11 protein-coding genes are annotated in these 17319 nt (G+C 64.6%); 5 read left to right on the forward strand and 6 right to left on the reverse strand.

Annotation, left to right across the window (positions count from 1 at the left end):
• Positions 1–241: 241 nt before the first annotated feature.
• Both BLT09_RS07560 and BLT09_RS07565 read right to left on the reverse strand, forming a co-directional pair.
• A complete protein-coding gene (locus tag BLT09_RS07560) occupies positions 242–1501 on the reverse strand; it encodes an ABC transporter substrate-binding protein (protein ID WP_091591882.1) in 1260 nt (419 codons plus the stop codon).
• Positions 1502–1503: 2 nt separating this feature from the next.
• Positions 1504–2460, reverse strand: coding sequence for an N-acetylmuramic acid 6-phosphate etherase (locus BLT09_RS07565; protein ID WP_091591883.1), 957 nt, complete (start codon positions 2458–2460; stop codon positions 1504–1506).
• Positions 2461–2660: 200 nt separating this feature from the next.
• Between BLT09_RS07565 and BLT09_RS07570 the strand changes: the two genes are divergently transcribed.
• From BLT09_RS07570 to nagA, 4 genes are read left to right on the forward strand one after another with little or no spacing between them, the layout of a single operon-like run.
• The gene (locus tag BLT09_RS07570; protein ID WP_091591885.1) at positions 2661–3542 is read left to right on the forward strand and encodes a glucosamine kinase nucleotide-binding domain-containing protein; all 882 of its coding nucleotides are present in this window, start codon (positions 2661–2663) and stop codon (positions 3540–3542) included.
• Positions 3539–4321, forward strand: a complete 783-nt coding sequence (locus BLT09_RS07575; RefSeq protein WP_091591886.1) for a GntR family transcriptional regulator — start codon at positions 3539–3541, stop codon at positions 4319–4321. Before BLT09_RS07570 ends, BLT09_RS07575 begins: the two co-directional genes overlap by 4 nt.
• A gap of 32 nt (positions 4322–4353) precedes the next feature.
• Entirely contained in the window at positions 4354–5364 is a 1011-nt protein-coding gene (locus BLT09_RS07580) for an SIS domain-containing protein (protein ID WP_208602487.1), read from the forward strand.
• Positions 5361–6539 (forward strand): N-acetylglucosamine-6-phosphate deacetylase, encoded by a 1179-nt coding sequence (gene nagA / locus BLT09_RS07585; RefSeq protein WP_091591890.1) that lies wholly within the window; start codon positions 5361–5363, stop codon positions 6537–6539. The genes BLT09_RS07580 and nagA overlap by 4 nt, the downstream gene beginning before the upstream one ends.
• A gap of 41 nt (positions 6540–6580) precedes the next feature.
• On the opposite strand, the gene BLT09_RS07590 is transcribed toward nagA, so the two are convergent.
• The 4 genes from BLT09_RS07590 to BLT09_RS34865 form a co-directional block, all read right to left on the reverse strand.
• Positions 6581–7960, reverse strand: a complete 1380-nt coding sequence (locus BLT09_RS07590) for a malonyl-CoA decarboxylase (protein WP_091591891.1) — start codon at positions 7958–7960, stop codon at positions 6581–6583.
• 231 nt (positions 7961–8191) lie between these two features.
• On the reverse strand, positions 8192–8869 hold the full coding sequence (gene rpe, locus BLT09_RS07595; protein WP_091591893.1) for a ribulose-phosphate 3-epimerase: 678 nt from the start codon (positions 8867–8869) through the stop codon (positions 8192–8194).
• Between the two features lie 132 nt (positions 8870–9001).
• On the reverse strand, positions 9002–10960 hold the full coding sequence (locus BLT09_RS07600; RefSeq protein WP_091591894.1) for a hypothetical protein: 1959 nt from the start codon (positions 10958–10960) through the stop codon (positions 9002–9004).
• A 167-nt stretch (positions 10961–11127) separates the two neighbouring features.
• Positions 11128–14646 (reverse strand): hypothetical protein, encoded by a 3519-nt coding sequence (locus tag BLT09_RS34865; protein WP_236473011.1) that lies wholly within the window; start codon positions 14644–14646, stop codon positions 11128–11130.
• 559 nt (positions 14647–15205) lie between these two features.
• Here BLT09_RS34865 and dnaK point away from each other — a divergent pair.
• Positions 15206–17122 (forward strand): molecular chaperone DnaK, encoded by a 1917-nt coding sequence (gene dnaK, locus BLT09_RS07610; protein WP_091591896.1) that lies wholly within the window; start codon positions 15206–15208, stop codon positions 17120–17122.
• Positions 17123–17319: the final 197 nt, after the last annotated feature.

Genomic DNA, 17319 nt, shown 5'->3' on the forward strand with positions numbered 1-17319 from the left:
GGTCCCCGCCGATCAGGTTCTTGCGATGCTTTCGACGGCAGCGCTGCCCCTCACCCTTACCCTCTCCCCGTGAAGGACAGGGAGAGGGGGGCGTCAGCGCCGGAGCTTCTCCCTTCTCCCCGTCACTATACGGGGAGAAGGTGCCGGCAGGCGGATGAGGGGCGGCGCCGTCGGTTGCAGTCGATGCTATCGAAAAAAGCAGAGCCGTCCACTTGCGACGGCCTTGCTTCTATCTGCACTCTTACTTCGCCGGCTTATACCAGCTGTCGAGGCCGTCCTGCAGCTTCTTGGCGGCAGCTTCCGGCGTATCGGTGCCATTGATGACGTTAGCCGATTCAACCCATGTCTCGTTTTCGAGGTTCGGCGTACCGCGGCCCAGGATCTGGTAAGTCGAGCGGATCGTCGACTTGCACTTGTCGCGCCAGGAGACGAATTCCTGGGCCAGCGGGTCTTCCATCTTCACCGGCGTCTTGTTCAGGCTGAAGAAGCCCGGCAGCGCGTTGGCGTAGATGGTGGCGAAATCCGGCGAGGCGACCCAGGTCAGGAAGGTCTTGGCTGCATCGGCATTCTTCGACGCCGCATTGAGGCCCATGCCGATGTCGGTGTGGTCTGAGATGTAGCAGGTGTCGCCGGCCTTCTGCACCGGCGGCGGGAACGCGCCCATCTTGAACTGCGCCTGGGTGTTGAACAGGCCGATCTCCCACGAGCCGGCCGGGTAGATGGCGGCGCGGCCGAGGGTAAACAGGTTCTGGCTGTCCGGATAGGTCTGCGCCTCGAAGCCGTCGCCGAGATAGGGCTTCCATTTGGCGAGTTCGGCAAACGGCGCGACCCACTGCGGGTCGGTCAGTTTTTGCTCGCCCTTGATCAGCGCGGTGCGGCCTTCCTCGCCCTTCCAGTAGTTCGGGCCGATGTTCTGGTAGCCCATTGTCGCGGCTTCCCAGAGGTCCTTGGTGCCCATCGCCATCGGGATGTAGGTGCCATCGGCCTTGATCTTATCGAGCGCGGCGTAGAATTCCTCATTGGTCGTCGGCACCTTGATGCCGAGCTGGTCGAAGGCGTCCTTGTTATAGATGAAGCCATGGATGACGGAAGCCATCGGCACGCAGAAGCTCGACTTGCCGTCGTCGGTCTGCCAGGCGGCCTTGGCGACGTCGGAAAAATTCTCCATGCCGGGCAGCGTCGAGATATCGGCAAGATTGCCCTTCTTGAACAGCTCCAGCGACTTGTCGAACGGGCGGCAGGTGATCAGGTCGCCCGCCGAGCCGGCGGCGAGCTTGGCGCCCATCGCGGCGTCATATTCGGTCGGCGCCGACGGCGCGAACACCACCTTGATGCCCGGGTTCTTGGCCTCAAAAGCCGGGATCAGCTTGTCCTTCCAGATGGCAAGGTCGTCGCCGCGCCAGCTTTCGATGTTGAGCGTTACGTCCTGGGCATAGGCCATTCCGGCCGAGCCGAGAATGCTGGTGCCGAGAAGCAGTGCCGTCAGTAGTTTGGTTGTCATGCTCAGTCTCCCTGTTGACCTTTTTCAGGTTCGGTTTTGAGAACAGAGGCTTTCTGCCTCATGCTCCCCTCGATCGCGGAAAGCGCCGGGCGCAGCTTCTGGCCGGTCCCTTCCAGCATCTTCTGCGCCGCATCGGCGCTGGCGGCGCCGGCGGCGAGCAGAATGGCGGTCTTGACGGCGCCGCCGCTGATCTCGAGCAGGCGCGCCGCATCGTCCCTGTCGCGTCCGCTGATGGCGGCGACGATGCGGGCAGCGCGGTCGCGCAGCTTGATGTTGTCGGCCATGAGATTGACCATATAGCCGTCATGGACATGGCCAAGATGGATGGCGGCCAGCGTCGACAGCATGTTGAGCGCAATCTTCTGGGCGGTGCCGGCGCCCATGCGCGTCGAGCCGGCGATCAGCTCCGGCGGCGTTTCGAGCAATATGGCGATGTCGGCCAGCCGAAGCAGCGGCGCATTCTTGTTGTTGGCGATGGCGATGGTCGCCGCCCCCCGGGCCCGGGCTTCCTCGAGCGCCCTGACCGCATAGGGCGTCGAGCCGCTGGCCGAGACCGCGATCAGGCAGTCGCCCTCGCCGATGCCGGCAGCGGCAACCGCTGCCGAGGCTTCGTCGGTGTCGTCCTCCGGCCCGCCGGCCAGTGCCTTGAAGGCATCGTCGCCACCGGCGATCAGGATGGCGATACGGTCGCGCTGAATGCCGAAGGTGCCCGGCAGCTCCAGCGCATCGGCGAGCGCCATCAGGCCCGAGCTGCCGGCTGCCGCGTAAGCGAGCTTGCCGCCGCTGTTCAGCCGGCTGGCGATGATCTCAGCGGCTTTGGCGATGGCCGGAACGGCGCCGCGCACCGCCTTGGCGGCCTCGATCTGCGCGTTGGCCAACGAGGAAAGGATGGCGTCCGGAGCCTGGATGTCCAGCCCCTCGGCATTCTGGTGAAGCGCTTCGGTACGCGTTTCGGCCATCCGCTTTCCCTCCAATCCAGAAAACAATACCAAAAAAATACCACTTGTCCACACGCATTAGCGATTTCCCTGCCTCGGAACTGGCCTTTCGTCAAAATGCATAGGTTTTTCAATAATATACGCCTTAATCTTTTTGAAACGAAAATTAAGCCTTGGCTATTGGTATTTTATTGGTATTATCCGCCAGGAGGAGAAATCGTGTGAAATTCGTGCTTGGCATCGATGGCGGCGGCACCAGCTGCAGGGCGGCTCTTGCAACGGTGGACGGGACTGTCGTCGGCCGCGCCAAGAGCGGTGCGGCCAACATCCGCACCGATCTCACCGGCGCCAGGGCCAACATCGTAGAGGCGGCAAGGCAGGCCTTTGTCGCCGCCGGGCAGGACCCCGAACTGATCCCGCAGACCCCGGCCATCCTCGGCCTCGCCGGCGCCAATGTCGGCACCTACAGGCAGCAGCTCGAAGCGATCCTGCCGTTCAGCGTCAGCCGCGTCGAGACCGACGCCGAGATCGCGCTGGAAGGCGCGGTCGGCTCCGGTGACGGCGCCATGGCCATCCTCGGCACCGGCACCGCCTACATGGCGCGCAAAAACGGCAAGTCGCGCGCCATCGGCGGCTGGGGATTCCAGGTTGGCGACCAGGGCAGCGGCGCCCGCATCGGCCGCGACCTGCTCGAGCAGACGCTGCTCGCCTATGACGGCATCCGCCAGGGATCGCCGCTGACGCAGGCCATGCTCGCCATCTTCCGCGACAATCCCGAGGATTTGGTCGAGTTCACCACCAACGCAAAACCCGGCGATTTCGGCGGCTTCGCGCCCAAGGTTTTCGAGCATGCCGAAAAGGGCGACATCGTCGCCAACTGGATCCTCGACAAGGCAATCACCGATGTCGAGGCAGCACTTGGCGTGCTCGATCTCGGCGACGACGATCCGCTCTGCCTGCTTGGCGGGCTGGCGCCGCTGTATGCACCACGCCTGTCGGCGCGCTACCGGGCGCTGCTGAAGCCGCCGCTCGACGATGCGCTGGGCGGCGCCGTGCAGATGGCGGTGCGTGTCTTCGCCAAAGCAGCGGAGGCAACGCGATGAGCGAGGCCGCCGATCAGATCTTCGCCATGCTGAAACAGTCGGCGCAAAGCGGCGCGCCGCTCTATCTGCAGCTCAGGAAGAGCATCGAGGACGCGGTCAATCGCGGCCTGATCGGGCCGGGCGACGCGCTGCCGTCCGAGCGCGACATCGCCAGCAAGGCCGACATTTCGCGGGTCACCGTGCGTAAGGCGGTGCAGGATCTGGTCAAGGGCGGCATCCTTGTCCAGCGTCACGGCTCCGGCACCTTCGTCGCGCCGCGGATGGAGCGCGTCGAGCAGTCGCTGTCGCGGCTGACGTCCTTCACCGAGGATATGGCGCGGCGCGGCATGGCGGTGCGTTCGGCCTGGCTCGACCGCGGCCTCTATGCGCCCTCGCCGGACGAGATGATGGTGCTCGGCCTGTCGTCGAACGAACTGGTGGCGCGGGTGGCGCGGCTGCGCATTGCCAACGATACGCCGCTGGCGATCGAGCGCGCGGCACTGTCTGCCAGCGTGCTGCCCGACCCGGCGGCGATCGGGTCGTCGCTCTACGCGGCGCTTGAAACGACCGGCCATCGGCCGGTGCGGGCAGTGCAGCGCATCTCCGCCGCCAATCTCGGCGACGACGACGCGCGCCTGCTCGAAGTGCCGTCAGGCATTGCCGGCCTGCACATCGAGCGTATTTCCTATCTGGCGAGCGGCAAGGTGATCGAATTCACCCGCTCGATCTACAGGGGCGACGCCTATGATTTCGTCGCCGAGCTCCGGCTGAGCGGGCCGGGCGAAGAGGGCCGGCCATGAGCACAGTAAACACCCAAATGGGGATTACCCATATGCGGCGCGAGATCGAGGAGATCCCGGAGGCCACCGCGCGCCTGCTCGACGGTTCGGCGGCAGTGCTGATCGAGGCCGGGCGCGGCATTCGCGAGCGCGACCCAAACTTCGTCGTCACCGTGGCGCGCGGCTCCTCCGACCATGCCGCCACCTTCATGAAGTATGCGGTGGAACTGACCGCCGGCCTTGCCGTCGCGTCGGTCGGCCCGTCGATCGCTTCGATCTATGGCGCCAGGCTCAAGCTGGCCGGCTCGGCCTGCCTGGCGATCTCGCAGTCGGGCAAGAGCCCGGATATCGTCGCCCTGGCGCAAGCCGCGAGAGCCGGCGGTTCGCTGACCGTCGCCATCACCAACACCGCCGATTCGCCGCTGGCGCGGGCCTGCGATTATGCCATCGACATCCTGGCCGGCCCGGAGCGCAGCGTCGCGGCGACGAAGACCTTCGTCAATTCAGCCGTCGCCGGCCTCGCCTTGATGGCGCATAGCACCGGCGACGACAAGTTGCTGGCAGCGCTCGCCCGTTTGCCGGAACATTTCCGCAAGGCGATCGCCTGCGACTGGATGGCGCTGGCCAGCGCCCTTGAGACGCAGAAGTCTCTGTTCATCCTCGGTCGTGGTCCGTCCGCGGCGATCGCCAATGAGGCGGCGCTGAAATTCAAGGAAACCTGCGCCATGCACGCCGAGGCCTATAGTGCAGCCGAAGTCATGCATGGCCCGCTGGCGCTGGTCGGGCCTGACTTTCCGGTGCTGGCGCTCGCCGCCCGCGATGCTTCCGAGCCGTCGGTCGCGGAGGCCGCCGATAGCCTGGCGGCCAAGGGCGCGGCCGTCTTCGTGACTTCGTACAAGGCGACAAGCGCTCAGCACCTGCCGCATGTCGCCACCGGCCATCCACTGACCGACCCGCTGACGCTGATCGTGTCCTTCTATGGCTTCGTCGAGGCCTTTGCCCGCCATCGCGGTCTCGATCCGGACACGCCGCCCAATCTTCGCAAGGTGACGGAAACCATATGAGCGACCGTTTTGCCCTGACTGGCGCCCGGATTTTTGACGGCGACGACTGGCACGACGACGCTGCCCTTGTCGTGCGAGACGGTCTCGTTGAGGCCATCGTTGCCACCGGAGCCGTTCCGACCGGCGTCGTGCGGATCGAATCCGGCGGCGGCATGCTGGCACCGGGCTTCGTCGACCTGCAGGTCAATGGCGGCGGCGGCATCATGCTCAACGACCATCCCGATGTTGCTTCGATCGAAACCATCTGCCGGGCGCACGCGCCGTTCGGCACGACCGCGCTGCTGCCGACGCTGATCACCGACACGCCTGAGATCACCGCAGCGGCGGTTGCCGCCGGTGCCGAGGCCGCAAGGCAAAACGTGCCTGGCTTTTTGGGCCTGCATCTCGAAGGCCCGCATCTGTCGGTCGCCCGTAAGGGCGCGCATGACCCGGCGCTGATCCGGCCGATGCTGGATGCCGACCAGGCGATGCTGATTGCGGCGCGGAAAATCCTGCCGGTGCTGCTGACGACTGTAGCGCCGGAATCGGTGGAGCCGGCGAGGGTTTCGGCGCTGGTCAAGGCCGGCATCGTCGTCAGCCTCGGCCATTCCGACGCCGGTTATGCCAAGGCGCGCGCGTTCGCCGATGCCGGCGCAACAATGGTCACCCATCTGTTCAACGCCATGAGCCAGATCGGCAACCGCGAGCCGGGCCTGGCGGGTGCCGCCATCGATACAGGCACATTGTTTGCCGGGATCATCGCCGACGGCATCCATGTCGATCCCGCCACCATGGCCATCGCTTTGCGCGCCAAGCAGGGCCCCGCAAAAATTTTCCTCGTCACCGACGCGATGGCGACGATCGGCACCGACATGACCTCGTTCACGCTGAACGGCCGCGCCGTCTACCGCAGGGACGGCAGCCTGCGGCTTGCCGACGGGACGCTGGCCGGCGCCGATCTCGACATGATCGCCGCCATCCGCTTCGTCCACCGCGTCGTCGGACTGGACCTGTCGGAGGCGCTGCGCATGGCTTCGCTCTATCCGGCGCAGGCGATCGGCCAATCACACCGGCTCGGGCGGTTCGCCAACGGCACCGCCGCCGATATCGTTGCGCTGTCGGACGAATTGGACGTCAAGGGCGTCTGGATAGAAGGCAAGAGGGTTTTCGAGGTCGGTGTCGCAAAGGGCGCCTAAGGTATCAGCCGTTCGGCCCGCAGCCTGAAGCGGGTGGTTGTTCAAGTGTCCCTCTTGTCCCCAATCACCTGGGCTGGCGCCGGAAGCCGCGGTGCAGACGGTCTCGCCGGTTTCGGCAGCAGGCGGCGCACGGCCGGCGCGGCCGCCACATCGTTCCTGGCGGCGAACAACTCGTGGTTCTTCTCGATGTCGTCGAGCTTGTAGCGATAATTGACCATCAGGCCATGCGCCTGACGCAAGGCGCGGGGCGACAGATCGCCGAAAAGGTCGATGCGCTCCAGCCGCGCGCCATTGCCGAGATGGAACCGGGCGACCGGGTCGATCACCTTGCCAGACGCGGTGCGGGATTCGAGGAAATACTGTGCCGCAAGAGGAAGCAGCGCCGGGCCGACGCGGTCGCGAGCGGCAGCGTCCGCATGCCAACCCTCGACGGCGACGAGGTCCAGCACTTCGGCGGCGGAGGGGATGGTTTCGGCCTGCTCGGCCAGCCAGCGGGCAAAGCCCGGCACTGGCGACAACGTGACGAAATCGGTCAGGCCGGGAAGGTCGCGGCGCAGATCCTCGACCACCTGCTTGATCAGAAAATTGCCGAAGGAGATGCCGCGCAAGCCCTCCTGGCAGTTGGAGATGGAATAGAACACCGCCGTCGTGGCCAGCCGGGGCGGCACCGGCGGCCGCTCATCGGCGAGCAGCTCGGCGATCGTCGTCGGCATCGCCCGGGTCAGCGCGACCTCGACGAAGATCAGCGGCTCGTCGCCGAGCTGCGGATGAAAGAACGCATAGCAGAGCCGGTCGGCCGGCTCGATCCGGCGGCGCAGATCGTCCCAGGTGTGGATGGCATGCACCGCCTCGTAGCGGATGATCTTTTCCAGGATGTTGGCCGGCGTCGACCAGTCGATCCGCCGCAGCACCAGGAAGCCGCGGTTGAACCACGACGACAGCAGGTGGGTGAAGTCGGCATCGACGATGGCGAGATCGGGCGATGTGGGGAGCCGGGCGAGCAGATCCTCGCGCATGCGCACCAGCGTCTCGATGCCGCCGGGCGCCAGGTTCAGACGGCGCAGGAGCTCCTGCCTGGCCGGCTCGGCGGCGTCGTGCAGGGCAAGTGCCGAGCGATCGTCCGGCGTGGCGCGATAAGCATCCACCGCGGCGGCAAGCCTGGCGTGATCGGTGCCGAAACGATCGCGCAGCACATGCAGGAAAGCCAGCCTGCCGTCGGCGCCGAGGGTGCGCCAGCGATCGAGTATTTCTCTTGCATAGGCGACGCCCGATGCCTCGCCCTGGCTGGAAAGCAGACGGACGCACAGACGTGCCAGGCTGTCGGCCGAAACCGGCTCGTCACCGCGCACGAGGTTCAGCATCATCCGACCGCGGTCGGCGATGGTGTTCAGCAGGTCAGCGAAGAAAGGGCTGCGGTTCATCGATCCGATCGTCGAAGAGGAGCCTGCGGGAGGGTCCGGAGAGACATGAGGGTGAGACAGAGAATATGGATGGTAGTTTTGGATATGCCAATAAGATCGCCAAAAATGGACAAGGCCATTTTGGCTGGGGATCGCATGTCACGAGCACAAGCGCACCGGCGTCGGCCAACGAATTCCTGACCGGCTGGGAGAACAGCGCGTGCCGGTGACGGCGCGCCGGCAGCGGCTGCGTCAGCCGGCCACCTGGTCGGCCGCTGTCCTGATCGCCTCGATGTTCGCCCGATAGGCTTCGACGCTGCCGCCCTTGAAGATAGCCGCACCGGCGACCAGCACGCTGGCGCCGGCTGCGGTGACCAAAGGTGCTGTTTGCGACGAGATGCCGCCGTCGATCTCGATCCGGATCGGCCGATTGCCGATCAGCGCCTTCACCCGCTTCACCTTGTCGACGACTTCTGGAATGAAGGCCTGGCCGCCAAAACCCGGATTGACGGTCATGATCAGGATCAGATCGAGCCGGTCGAGCACATATTCGATCGCCGTTTCCGGCGTCGCCGGGTTGAGCGACACGCCGGCCTGCTTGCCGAGGTCCCTGATCGTCTGCAACGAACGGTCGAGATGCGGCCCGGCCTCGGCATGCACCGTCATGCCGTCGCAGCCGGCTTCGGCAAACGCCTGCAGATAGGGATCGGCCGGCGCGATCATCAGATGGCAGTCGAAGAAGGTTTTGGTGCGGTTGCGGATCGCCTTGATCACCGGCGGGCCGAAGGTGATGTTGGGCACGAAATGCCCGTCCATGACGTCGAGATGGATCCAGTCGGCGCCGGCCGCCACCACCGCCTCGACCTCGTCGCCGAGCTTCGAAAAATCCGACGCCAGCACAGATGGCGCGATCAGGGTCTTGTGAGCCATGTTCGCTTCCCGTTCTTGAGTCCGCCTTCGCCGTAATCGTCTCAGCGCTGCTTGTCGACAGGAATCCGGTGCCTGCGCGCAAAGGAGCGAGGCAGCGTCGGCCACCTCTCTCCCTGTTCAAGCGTCGCGACTTCAGTTCACCGGATGCAGCGGCCTGGCCAGTGGTGGCAGCAAGACCTTGCCGCTGCCTTGCCTCACTTTTTGCAGATTGGGCTTCTTCACAGGTTGCTTGGGCACGCAGTGTCCACGCACCAGTTTTTCGGTTGCCCGGCAGGCGGTGATGATCAGCGGGTTCTTGACGCATGCCTTGCCGACCCGATGATAGCCGCGCTTGCAGCCGATAACGATCGAGGGCTTGCCCACGCATCTCCCGTCGATGCGCTGTTCGTTGCGCTTCCACCTGTCGGCGATCACTGCATTGCGCACGCATTTCAGCCCGACCTGATGGTAACCGGGCAGGCAGTGGATGCTGACCCCGACGCACTTGCCGTTGACACGCTTTTCGGTGCTGCGGCAGGCAGCCACGAGCGGCTTGTCGACGCATTTGCCGCGGATCGGCCTCTGGCTCGGCAGGCATGTGCGGCCGGCATCGATGACGACCGGCGGAAGTTGCGGTTTGCCGGGATTGGGTGGCGTATCGACCGCCAGACCATCGGCATTCGGATCAAAATTGCGCTTGATGCAGGTAAAATCCTCGCTGCTGTTGTCGACGGTGGCGATCGAACCGTTCTGCTTGATCTCCTGCAGGGTGCACTGGATCGAGCGGGTTCTGACGATGCTGAACTCGTGTGCGGCGCTCGCCTTGAACACACCGCCATCATTGAAGGCGGCCGTCGTGTCGGTGAAGAATGCGCCGTTCGAGCAGCTGATGCGGTAGTGAAACGCACCCGGCGCCTCGCGCTCGACGTCAAACGCCACCTGGCCCTTGCGCGGGCAGAGTTTTTTGAAGCCAGCGCTGTCCGAGACAGTGACCTCGCCCTGCCAGTCCGAATGCGCCGGCGGGTTGTCGGGGTTGTCCTGAGGTGCGTCGGTGAAGCCGCCCCCACCCGCGCCGGTGCAATTGACGGTGATGTCCTTCCAGCCGTCGAATGGTTCGAACGGTCCGTTGCCGACGATCTCGGTCTTGTACTGGAAATAGGCGGTGGCGCCGACATCCTCCCATTTCTCATAGGTGGCGAAATAGCCATTCTTGGTCGCGTCGTGTGACGCCCACGCCTGCTGCACCTCGGAGGTGATCGGCCCGTCGTTCTTCTGGCGCCAGATGCGCATCGACACGGGCCCGGCCTGGTTGACCTGCGCCCGGCTCGTGACCTTCAACGACGGGCAGACCGTACCGGGCGTCGAGCCGATCTGGTTCGACTGGTAGGTGGTCAGGAACAGCTTGACGTTGTCCACGTCGAATTCGCCGAAATCATTGGCGACGTCCTGAACCGGCGGCTTGATGACGGGGTCGCAGACAATTTGGACGTCGAACGTTCCATGCTCGGCATAGTGCGAGTCGTACAGCGGATGGGGCCAGTTGCCGCCCTGGGCCTCGCTGACCGCATTGTCCATGTCGAGCGCCGTGTCGGTCAGTGCCGAGAAGCTTGCATGGAAGCTGTGCGTGAACGAGTAAGACTTTGTCGGCCCATCGGGCTGGAGGTGCTGATTGCACCGGGCAATGATCTGGTCGCCGTAAGGCACGACGGCGATACCGGTGTCCGACGACAGCGGTATTATGGAGGGATCGAAGGAGAAATTTTCCTGATGATCGTAGTCCCGGCTGACAGGTGACGTGCTCCAGATCGGCGGAAACGCGCCGCACTGGCCTGGGCCACAAACGCCGAGCGCCACGCCGACATCCTGCACATAACCTGGCCACCGTGTGTTGAGCTTCATGTGGCCCCAGAACTGGACGTTGCCGCTCTTAAGCGTGTCCCACTTTTGCTTGTCGCTGGAACCGACATGGATCGTCGTGTTGGCGCTTTCGGTGTTGAACGACATTGACTTGATGTTCGCCTGCTTGGCGAAGGCCGGTGTGGTAGCGAGCGCGGCTGCGATCAGGGCAGCGGTCGCCGCCGTGTTGCGGAAAGCATGCTTGGCTGAAGACATTTTCTCTCTCCCTGAAATGTTGCTTCACGGAGTTTGTCGCCGACTGCAGCGATTAGGTTCACGCGGCGGCTGAAACGCGTCCGACCAACACCAAAACCCCGCCGGATTGCTCAGGCGAGGTCTTGGTGTTGCGGTCCAAGGTGACGGACTGGTGCGCGCCGGGTCCCCTACTGGAGAGCCCGCGGCCTTCGCCTCGGCTGCTGCAGGATGTTCGGGTTCAGCAGCAGGTTCGGATTGATCTGCAGCGTCGGCGCCCTGCGTATAGGGTGGCAGTCCGGATACTGTCCGACTGTCCCGACCGGGCAGCGCCGCCTGATGATCGGCTGGCACCGGCCGTTGATCAGCCGTGAACCAGGCGCGCACTCCAGCTGCGCCCGGCGGCATGCGCCTCTGATCACCTCGGTCCCGCGCGGGCAGACACAGGCGCCGCGTTTGTTGTGAACCTGGCCGCGGATGGTGCACAGTTCAACCGTCGGTTGCTTGACGATCGGCAAGCAGGCCCTGCCCCTCAGTTCCGTCCGTCTCGGACAGACGCAATCGCCGCTCTTGGTGCGGATCTGGTCAGGCAGCAGCTTGCACAGGCGTGCCGGCGGCTCGTCGGTCGACACGCACCTGCGGTTATCCAGCTCGGTTCCGCGCGGGCAGACACAACGCCCGTCGGAGGTACGGATCTGGCCCTTGAGCAGCACGCAGCGCTCCTTCGGTTTCGGTATGATGACCGTGCCGCCAGCCGACGAGCACTGGCCGTTGCGGAAAGTGGTGCCTTGCGGGCAGACGCAGCGGCCGGCGTCGTTCATGACGAGGCCCTGCGAGCACGCCTTCTTCCCCTCATTATTCTTGATGGTAAAGGGATGGCAGGCATAGGCCTTGCCGCGATCGCCCTGCACGCTGGTCAGGTCGCCTGAGAGCATTTTGCCGGCACCTCGCACCGGCGTGTCGGGCGACAGCACGCCGACGCAGTTCTGGCCGCTGACGGCGCCCTGCAGATCGGCCAGGCGGCCGTCGTCGGGAATGATCGCGGTCACACGGTGAACGTGGCTTTCCCCGGCGCCGAGCGTCAGGTTGGCGATGCAGGATGCCGGCAAGGTCGCCGGTTCCGGCGCACAGCCGAAGGGCGGGTCGATCGAGGTGATCGCCACGCCTTCCAGCCGGCCGAGGCCTTCGACACCGATCGCATCACCAATGCGAACCGGACCGGAGAAGGCGTTTTTCCCATCATTCGCGATGGTCAACTCGAACGAGCAGGGCTGGCCGATCCGGCACTCGGCATCGCCGGTCTTCTCGAAACGGATGCTCAAGGCGCCGCCACCCTTGGCGCAGGCCCTGCCGATCGGATGGACGATGTCGTCTCCTGGCGCCGGACCGTAGGAACCGCGTGCGCAGTTCTCGAACACGCCATTCGCCGCAAGCGCCACGTCGAAGTGGCGGCTGGTTCCGGGCGTCATGACGGCGCCGGGAATCTGGCACGACAACGCATTGGCCGGAACCGGTCCGCACGTCCATTCCGCGCCGTCGGGAGTGACGGTCTGGATCTGGACGGGCGCGCTGCCAGCCACCAGCGTGGCGGCATCGTTGACCCAAACCGGACCGGTGGGGGCACTGGTGCCGGTGCTGATGACGGTGATGCGGCAGGTGACGGCCGCAGCACCGGCCAGCGCTCCGCTGCACAGTTTGGTGAGGCGCATGGCCGGCTTGCCGCTGTCAGAATGACGGATGCGTTGCCTGGCGCATGCCCTGTTGTTGGTGAGGTCGTTCTCGCCGGGGATGGCTTTCACCTCGGCGCAGTTCTGGACCGTGTTTGGCCGGTAGCCGGCCGGCATCACCGCCTTGACGAAGATTGGCGTGGAAGCGCCCGGCGAGAGCACAATGCCGGCATTGTCGCAACGGAACTGGCCGGGGCCGTTCGGTCCGCATGTCCATGGCGGGATCGGGCCGAAGCTCGACGATGCCGGCACGCCACCCGGATAGGTGTCGGTAACCGTCAGCGGCCCGTCGTAGCGGACGTTGCCGTTGTTGATGATATCGATCACGAAGGTGCAGACACCATCTGCCGTGCAGACCGGGGTGCGGGCACGCTTCTTCAGGATCAGATCGACCTTCTTTTCCACCGGCGGCCGGCAGTCGCGGTCCCGGTCGCCACGCCGGCAGATCGGGATCGAGGCGCCGGCACGGCCTTCACAGGGATGCCAGACTTCGACGTCGCCGACATGCCCTTCTACCTCAGGGCCTTCTACCTCGGGGTCTTCGAAATAGCCGTCAAAGTCGACGAACCACGCGCCGAAAGGCGGCACGTTGGCCGGCTTGACCAGCGCCGTCGGCGTGATCTGCACACCGTGCACGGCGAGCGGCCCGCCGCCGGCAAGCCGTTCGGCAAGCACGGGGTTGTCGCGCAACTTATCTGCGGTCTTGACCTGCGTCTCGGTGCAGATGCTCGCGTCGAGATTGCCGTCGGCGTCATAGCCATATTGCAGGTCGAGGCCGCCAGCCGACTGCCGGTTGTCTTGCGGGAAGCCGACCGCATAGTCCTGCGGCATTTCCACCCAGATTGATTCCGTCGCCGGATCGTCCGGGTTTTCGCGCCCGTAGCGGAAGACCTCGCCCGTGCCGGTATCGGCGAACCGGCTGTAGTCGTAGCGGTTTTCCACCGGGCCGCGCTGGGCCAGGTACATGAAGCCGCTGATGTCGAAAGCGATGTCGGTGACGGCGTGGTCGTTGTCGGCCTTGACCGTCAATTCCCAGCGCGGGTCGCCAGCAAAGCTGCCGTCGCGGGCAACGCCCACCGACCAGAGCTCGGCCTTTTCAGCGACGGAATAATAGAGGCGGCCGCCGTGATAGGCGACGGACCAGACGCGACGCTCATCCTGCGTATAACCCCAGCTGTCGGGGTCCTCGCTGTCGAAGGCAGCATCCTCGATGTCCATCACCAGGCCATCGTCGGCAAGCGGGACCAGCCCGTGCGCCGGGCGTCCGGCAACGCCATGGTCGAACCTGTCGAGCAGTACGCCGTTGGCGTCGATGCGGTGAATGAGACCGGTGTCGAGGTCGCTGGCGAAGAACTGGCGGCGGATAGTATCGAAGGTGACGTCGCCGATGCCAGGGCCGCTGTTGGTGTCGAGGTCGGCGAATTTGCTGACCTGGCCGGTGATGCCGTTGATCTTCCAGATCGTGCCCGGTCCGCCACCGTTCTCGGTGCCGAACTGGCCGTCCATGAAGGTGGCGCCGGCAGCACCGCGACGCTGCCGCTCGGGACGACCGTCCGCATCTTCGTCTGACGTGACGATGCGGACGCCATGCAGCGAGGTGGCGCCGGCATAGAGGTTCGCAATGCCCGAGGGAGCACCGTCTCGTACGCCGTCGGCATAGGTGATGCCGAACACCTGGCCGATCTGCCCGGCCGTCACTTCGAAGGGCGGCGGCGTGAAGACGAGTTGGCCGGAGGCCCGCCCGCCCAGCCTTGAAACGTCAAAGACGCGCAAGGTTGCGCGCGTCGTGTCGATAAAGGTTTCGTCGACCGGGTCGACGCTGGGCGGCAGGCCCTCCTCAAGATCACGAATGACGGTACCGGAAAATCCGGTCACGGCCATCGAGCCTGGATAGATGATCTGCGTTTCCTGCGCTTGGACGGCACCGCCAAGCCACAGGATGGTGGCGAGCGCCAACGCCGGAAAGCCGCTGGCCGGTTGCATCGCACGGCGCAAACGGCCAGCACGAGAGCGCACGAACGCGCCGTGGTCGCAAGACATGGAATTCCCCCCGCGGGCGACGGGCGAAACATCCGACGTTTCCGCGCAAATCAGGGCAAGGCGCGACGTTCCGGCACGTTTTTCCCTGATCGAATTGTCTGCTTTCCTCGTGATCACGATATGCCGGCTCTTACGCATGGTCAACGCAACAAGCGAAACGCCTGGCATATCGACCCCACCCCGAAAGCGGTGGTCGCGCCGAGCCTGGATTTCCAGTCATGGCCTTTCCTTTCCAGGGCCGCACCACGCGGCGCATCTGGGTGTCAGTCGCGAACCGACGCGGAAAGGTTCATGGGCCGGAGAACCCTGGCCGGGCCGGGAAAAGGATGTGTTGGATGCCTTGCGCAGAATGCTTGCGCGCCGCGCAGCCTGTTCTTATATACGCGCCAAGCCGTTCGGCGCCGGAATGCCGGTTGCCGAAGCGGAATTTCTTGTGAACAGGGGCTTTCGTCGGAACGCCTGTACGGGTCCTGAGAGCCTGCTTAGCGGAGAGATTAGAAAAATGGCAAAAGTAATCGGTATCGATCTGGGGACCACCAACTCCTGCGTCGCCATCATGGACGGCAAGGAATCGAAGGTCATCGAGAATGCGGAAGGCGCGCGCACGACCCCATCCATCGTCGCCATCAACAGCGACGGCGAGCGCCTCGTCGGCCAGCCGGCCAAGCGCCAGGCGGTCACCAATCCTGAAAACACCATCTTCGCGGTCAAGCGCCTGATCGGCCGCCGCTATGACGATCCGGTTACGGAAAAGGACAAGAAGCTTGTCCCCTACCAGATCGTCAAGGGCGACAATGGCGACGCCTGGGTCGAGGCCGGCGGCAAGAAGCAGTCGCCCAGCCAGATCTCGGCAATGATCCTGCAGAAGATGAAGGAAACGGCGGAAGCCTATCTCGGCGAGAAGGTCGAGAAGGCGGTGATCACCGTTCCGGCCTATTTCAACGACGCCCAGCGCCAGGCCACCAAGGATGCCGGCAAGATCGCCGGCCTGGAAGTGCTGCGCATCATCAACGAGCCGACCGCGGCCGCACTTGCTTACGGCCTCGACAAGAAGGAAGGCAAGACCATTGCCGTCTATGACCTTGGCGGCGGCACGTTCGACATTTCGGTGCTCGAAATCGGCGACGGCGTGTTCGAGGTGAAGTCGACCAATGGCGACACCTTCCTCGGCGGCGAGGATTTCGACATGCGTCTGGTCGAATATCTGGCGGCCGAGTTCAAGAAGGAACAGGGCATCGACCTGCGCAGCGACAAGCTCGCGCTTCAGCGCCTCAAGGAAGCGGCCGAAAAGGCCAAGATCGAGCTGTCGTCGACGACGCAGACCGAGATCAACCTGCCCTTCATCACCGCCGATGCCACCGGCCCCAAGCACCTGACGCTGAAGCTGACGCGGGCGAAGTTCGAGAGCCTGGTCGAGGATCTCGTCCAGCGCACGATCGAACCCTGCAAGGCGGCGCTCAAGGATGCCGGCCTGAAGGCCGGCGAAATCGACGAGGTCGTCCTGGTCGGCGGCATGACCCGCATGCCCAAGATCCAGGAGATCGTGAAGCAGTTCTTCGGCAAGGAGCCGCACAAGGGCGTCAATCCGGATGAGGTCGTCGCATTGGGCGCCGCCATCCAGGCCGGCGTGCTGCAGGGCGACGTCAAGGACGTGCTGTTGCTTGACGTGACGCCGCTGTCGCTCGGCATCGAGACGCTGGGTGGTGTGTTCACGCGGCTGATCGAGCGCAACACGACGATCCCGACCAAGAAGAGCCAGGTGTTCTCGACTGCCGAGGATTCACAATCGGCCGTGACCATCCGCGTCTTCCAGGGCGAGCGTGAAATGGCCGCCGACAACAAGGCGCTCGGTCAGTTCGACCTGGTCGGCATTCCGCCGGCGCCGCGTGGCGTTCCGCAGATCGAGGTCACTTTCGACATCGACGCCAACGGTATCGTCAACGTCTCGGCCAAGGACAAGGGCACCGGCAAGGAGCACCAGATCCGCATCCAGGCGTCTGGCGGCCTTTCGGACGCCGACATCGAGAAGATGGTGAAGGACGCCGAAGCCAATGCCGAGGCCGACAAGAAGCGGCGCGCGTTGGTCGAGGCCCGCAACCAGGCCGAGGCGCTGGTGCATTCCTCGGAAAAGTCGCTGAAGGAATATGGCGAGAAGGTTTCCGAGGCCGACCGCACGGCGATCGCCGATGCGATCGCGGCGCTGAAGACCGCTGCCGAAGGCGACGACGCGGCCGAGATCGAAGCCAAGACGCAGGCGCTCGCCGAAACCTCGATGAAGCTCGGCCAGGCCATGTACGAGGCTTCGCAGAAGGAAGCCGCGGAAGCTGACGCCAAGGCGGACGCCGCCAAGGACAGCGACGTGGTCGACGCCGACTTCGAGGAAATCAACGAGGACGACGACAAGAAGAAGTCGGCCTAAGCGGCCTGCCGGCAGGTTTAGGCGCATGACCCCGAAATCGGAATCGATTTCCGGAAAGGATCATGCGCAAAAATCAAAGTGCTATAGCGTCCTTTGCGTGTCCAACAGGACGCGCGGCGCTGTAGTAAAGCCCGGCGTAAAGCCGGGCTTTTTTGCCACTCTGGCCGAAAAAGTGCGCGCCTGATCGAAAAAATGCG

It is taken from the genome of Mesorhizobium muleiense (assembly GCF_900099905.1).
Classification (GTDB): domain Bacteria; phylum Pseudomonadota; class Alphaproteobacteria; order Rhizobiales; family Rhizobiaceae; genus Mesorhizobium; species Mesorhizobium muleiense.

What these genes read in the sequence shown, in the direction of transcription:
- BLT09_RS07560 (WP_091591882.1), bottom strand. Translation starts at nt 1,501, where the DNA reads ATGACAACCAAACTACTGACGGCACTGCTTCTCGGCACCAGCATTCTC.
- BLT09_RS07565 (WP_091591883.1), bottom strand. Translation starts at nt 2,460, where the DNA reads ATGGCCGAAACGCGTACCGAAGCGCTTCACCAGAATGCCGAGGGGCTG.
- BLT09_RS07575 (WP_091591886.1), top strand. Translation starts at nt 3,539, where the DNA reads ATGAGCGAGGCCGCCGATCAGATCTTCGCCATGCTGAAACAGTCGGCG.
- BLT09_RS07580 (WP_208602487.1), top strand. Translation starts at nt 4,354, where the DNA reads ATGCGGCGCGAGATCGAGGAGATCCCGGAGGCCACCGCGCGCCTGCTC.
- nagA (WP_091591890.1), top strand. Translation starts at nt 5,361, where the DNA reads ATGAGCGACCGTTTTGCCCTGACTGGCGCCCGGATTTTTGACGGCGAC.
- BLT09_RS07590 (WP_091591891.1), bottom strand. Translation starts at nt 7,960, where the DNA reads ATGAACCGCAGCCCTTTCTTCGCTGACCTGCTGAACACCATCGCCGAC.
- rpe (WP_091591893.1), bottom strand. Translation starts at nt 8,869, where the DNA reads ATGGCTCACAAGACCCTGATCGCGCCATCTGTGCTGGCGTCGGATTTT.
- BLT09_RS07600 (WP_091591894.1), bottom strand. Translation starts at nt 10,960, where the DNA reads ATGTCTTCAGCCAAGCATGCTTTCCGCAACACGGCGGCGACCGCTGCC.
- BLT09_RS34865 (WP_236473011.1), bottom strand. Translation starts at nt 14,646, where the DNA reads ATGCAACCGGCCAGCGGCTTTCCGGCGTTGGCGCTCGCCACCATCCTG.
- dnaK (WP_091591896.1), top strand. Translation starts at nt 15,206, where the DNA reads ATGGCAAAAGTAATCGGTATCGATCTGGGGACCACCAACTCCTGCGTC.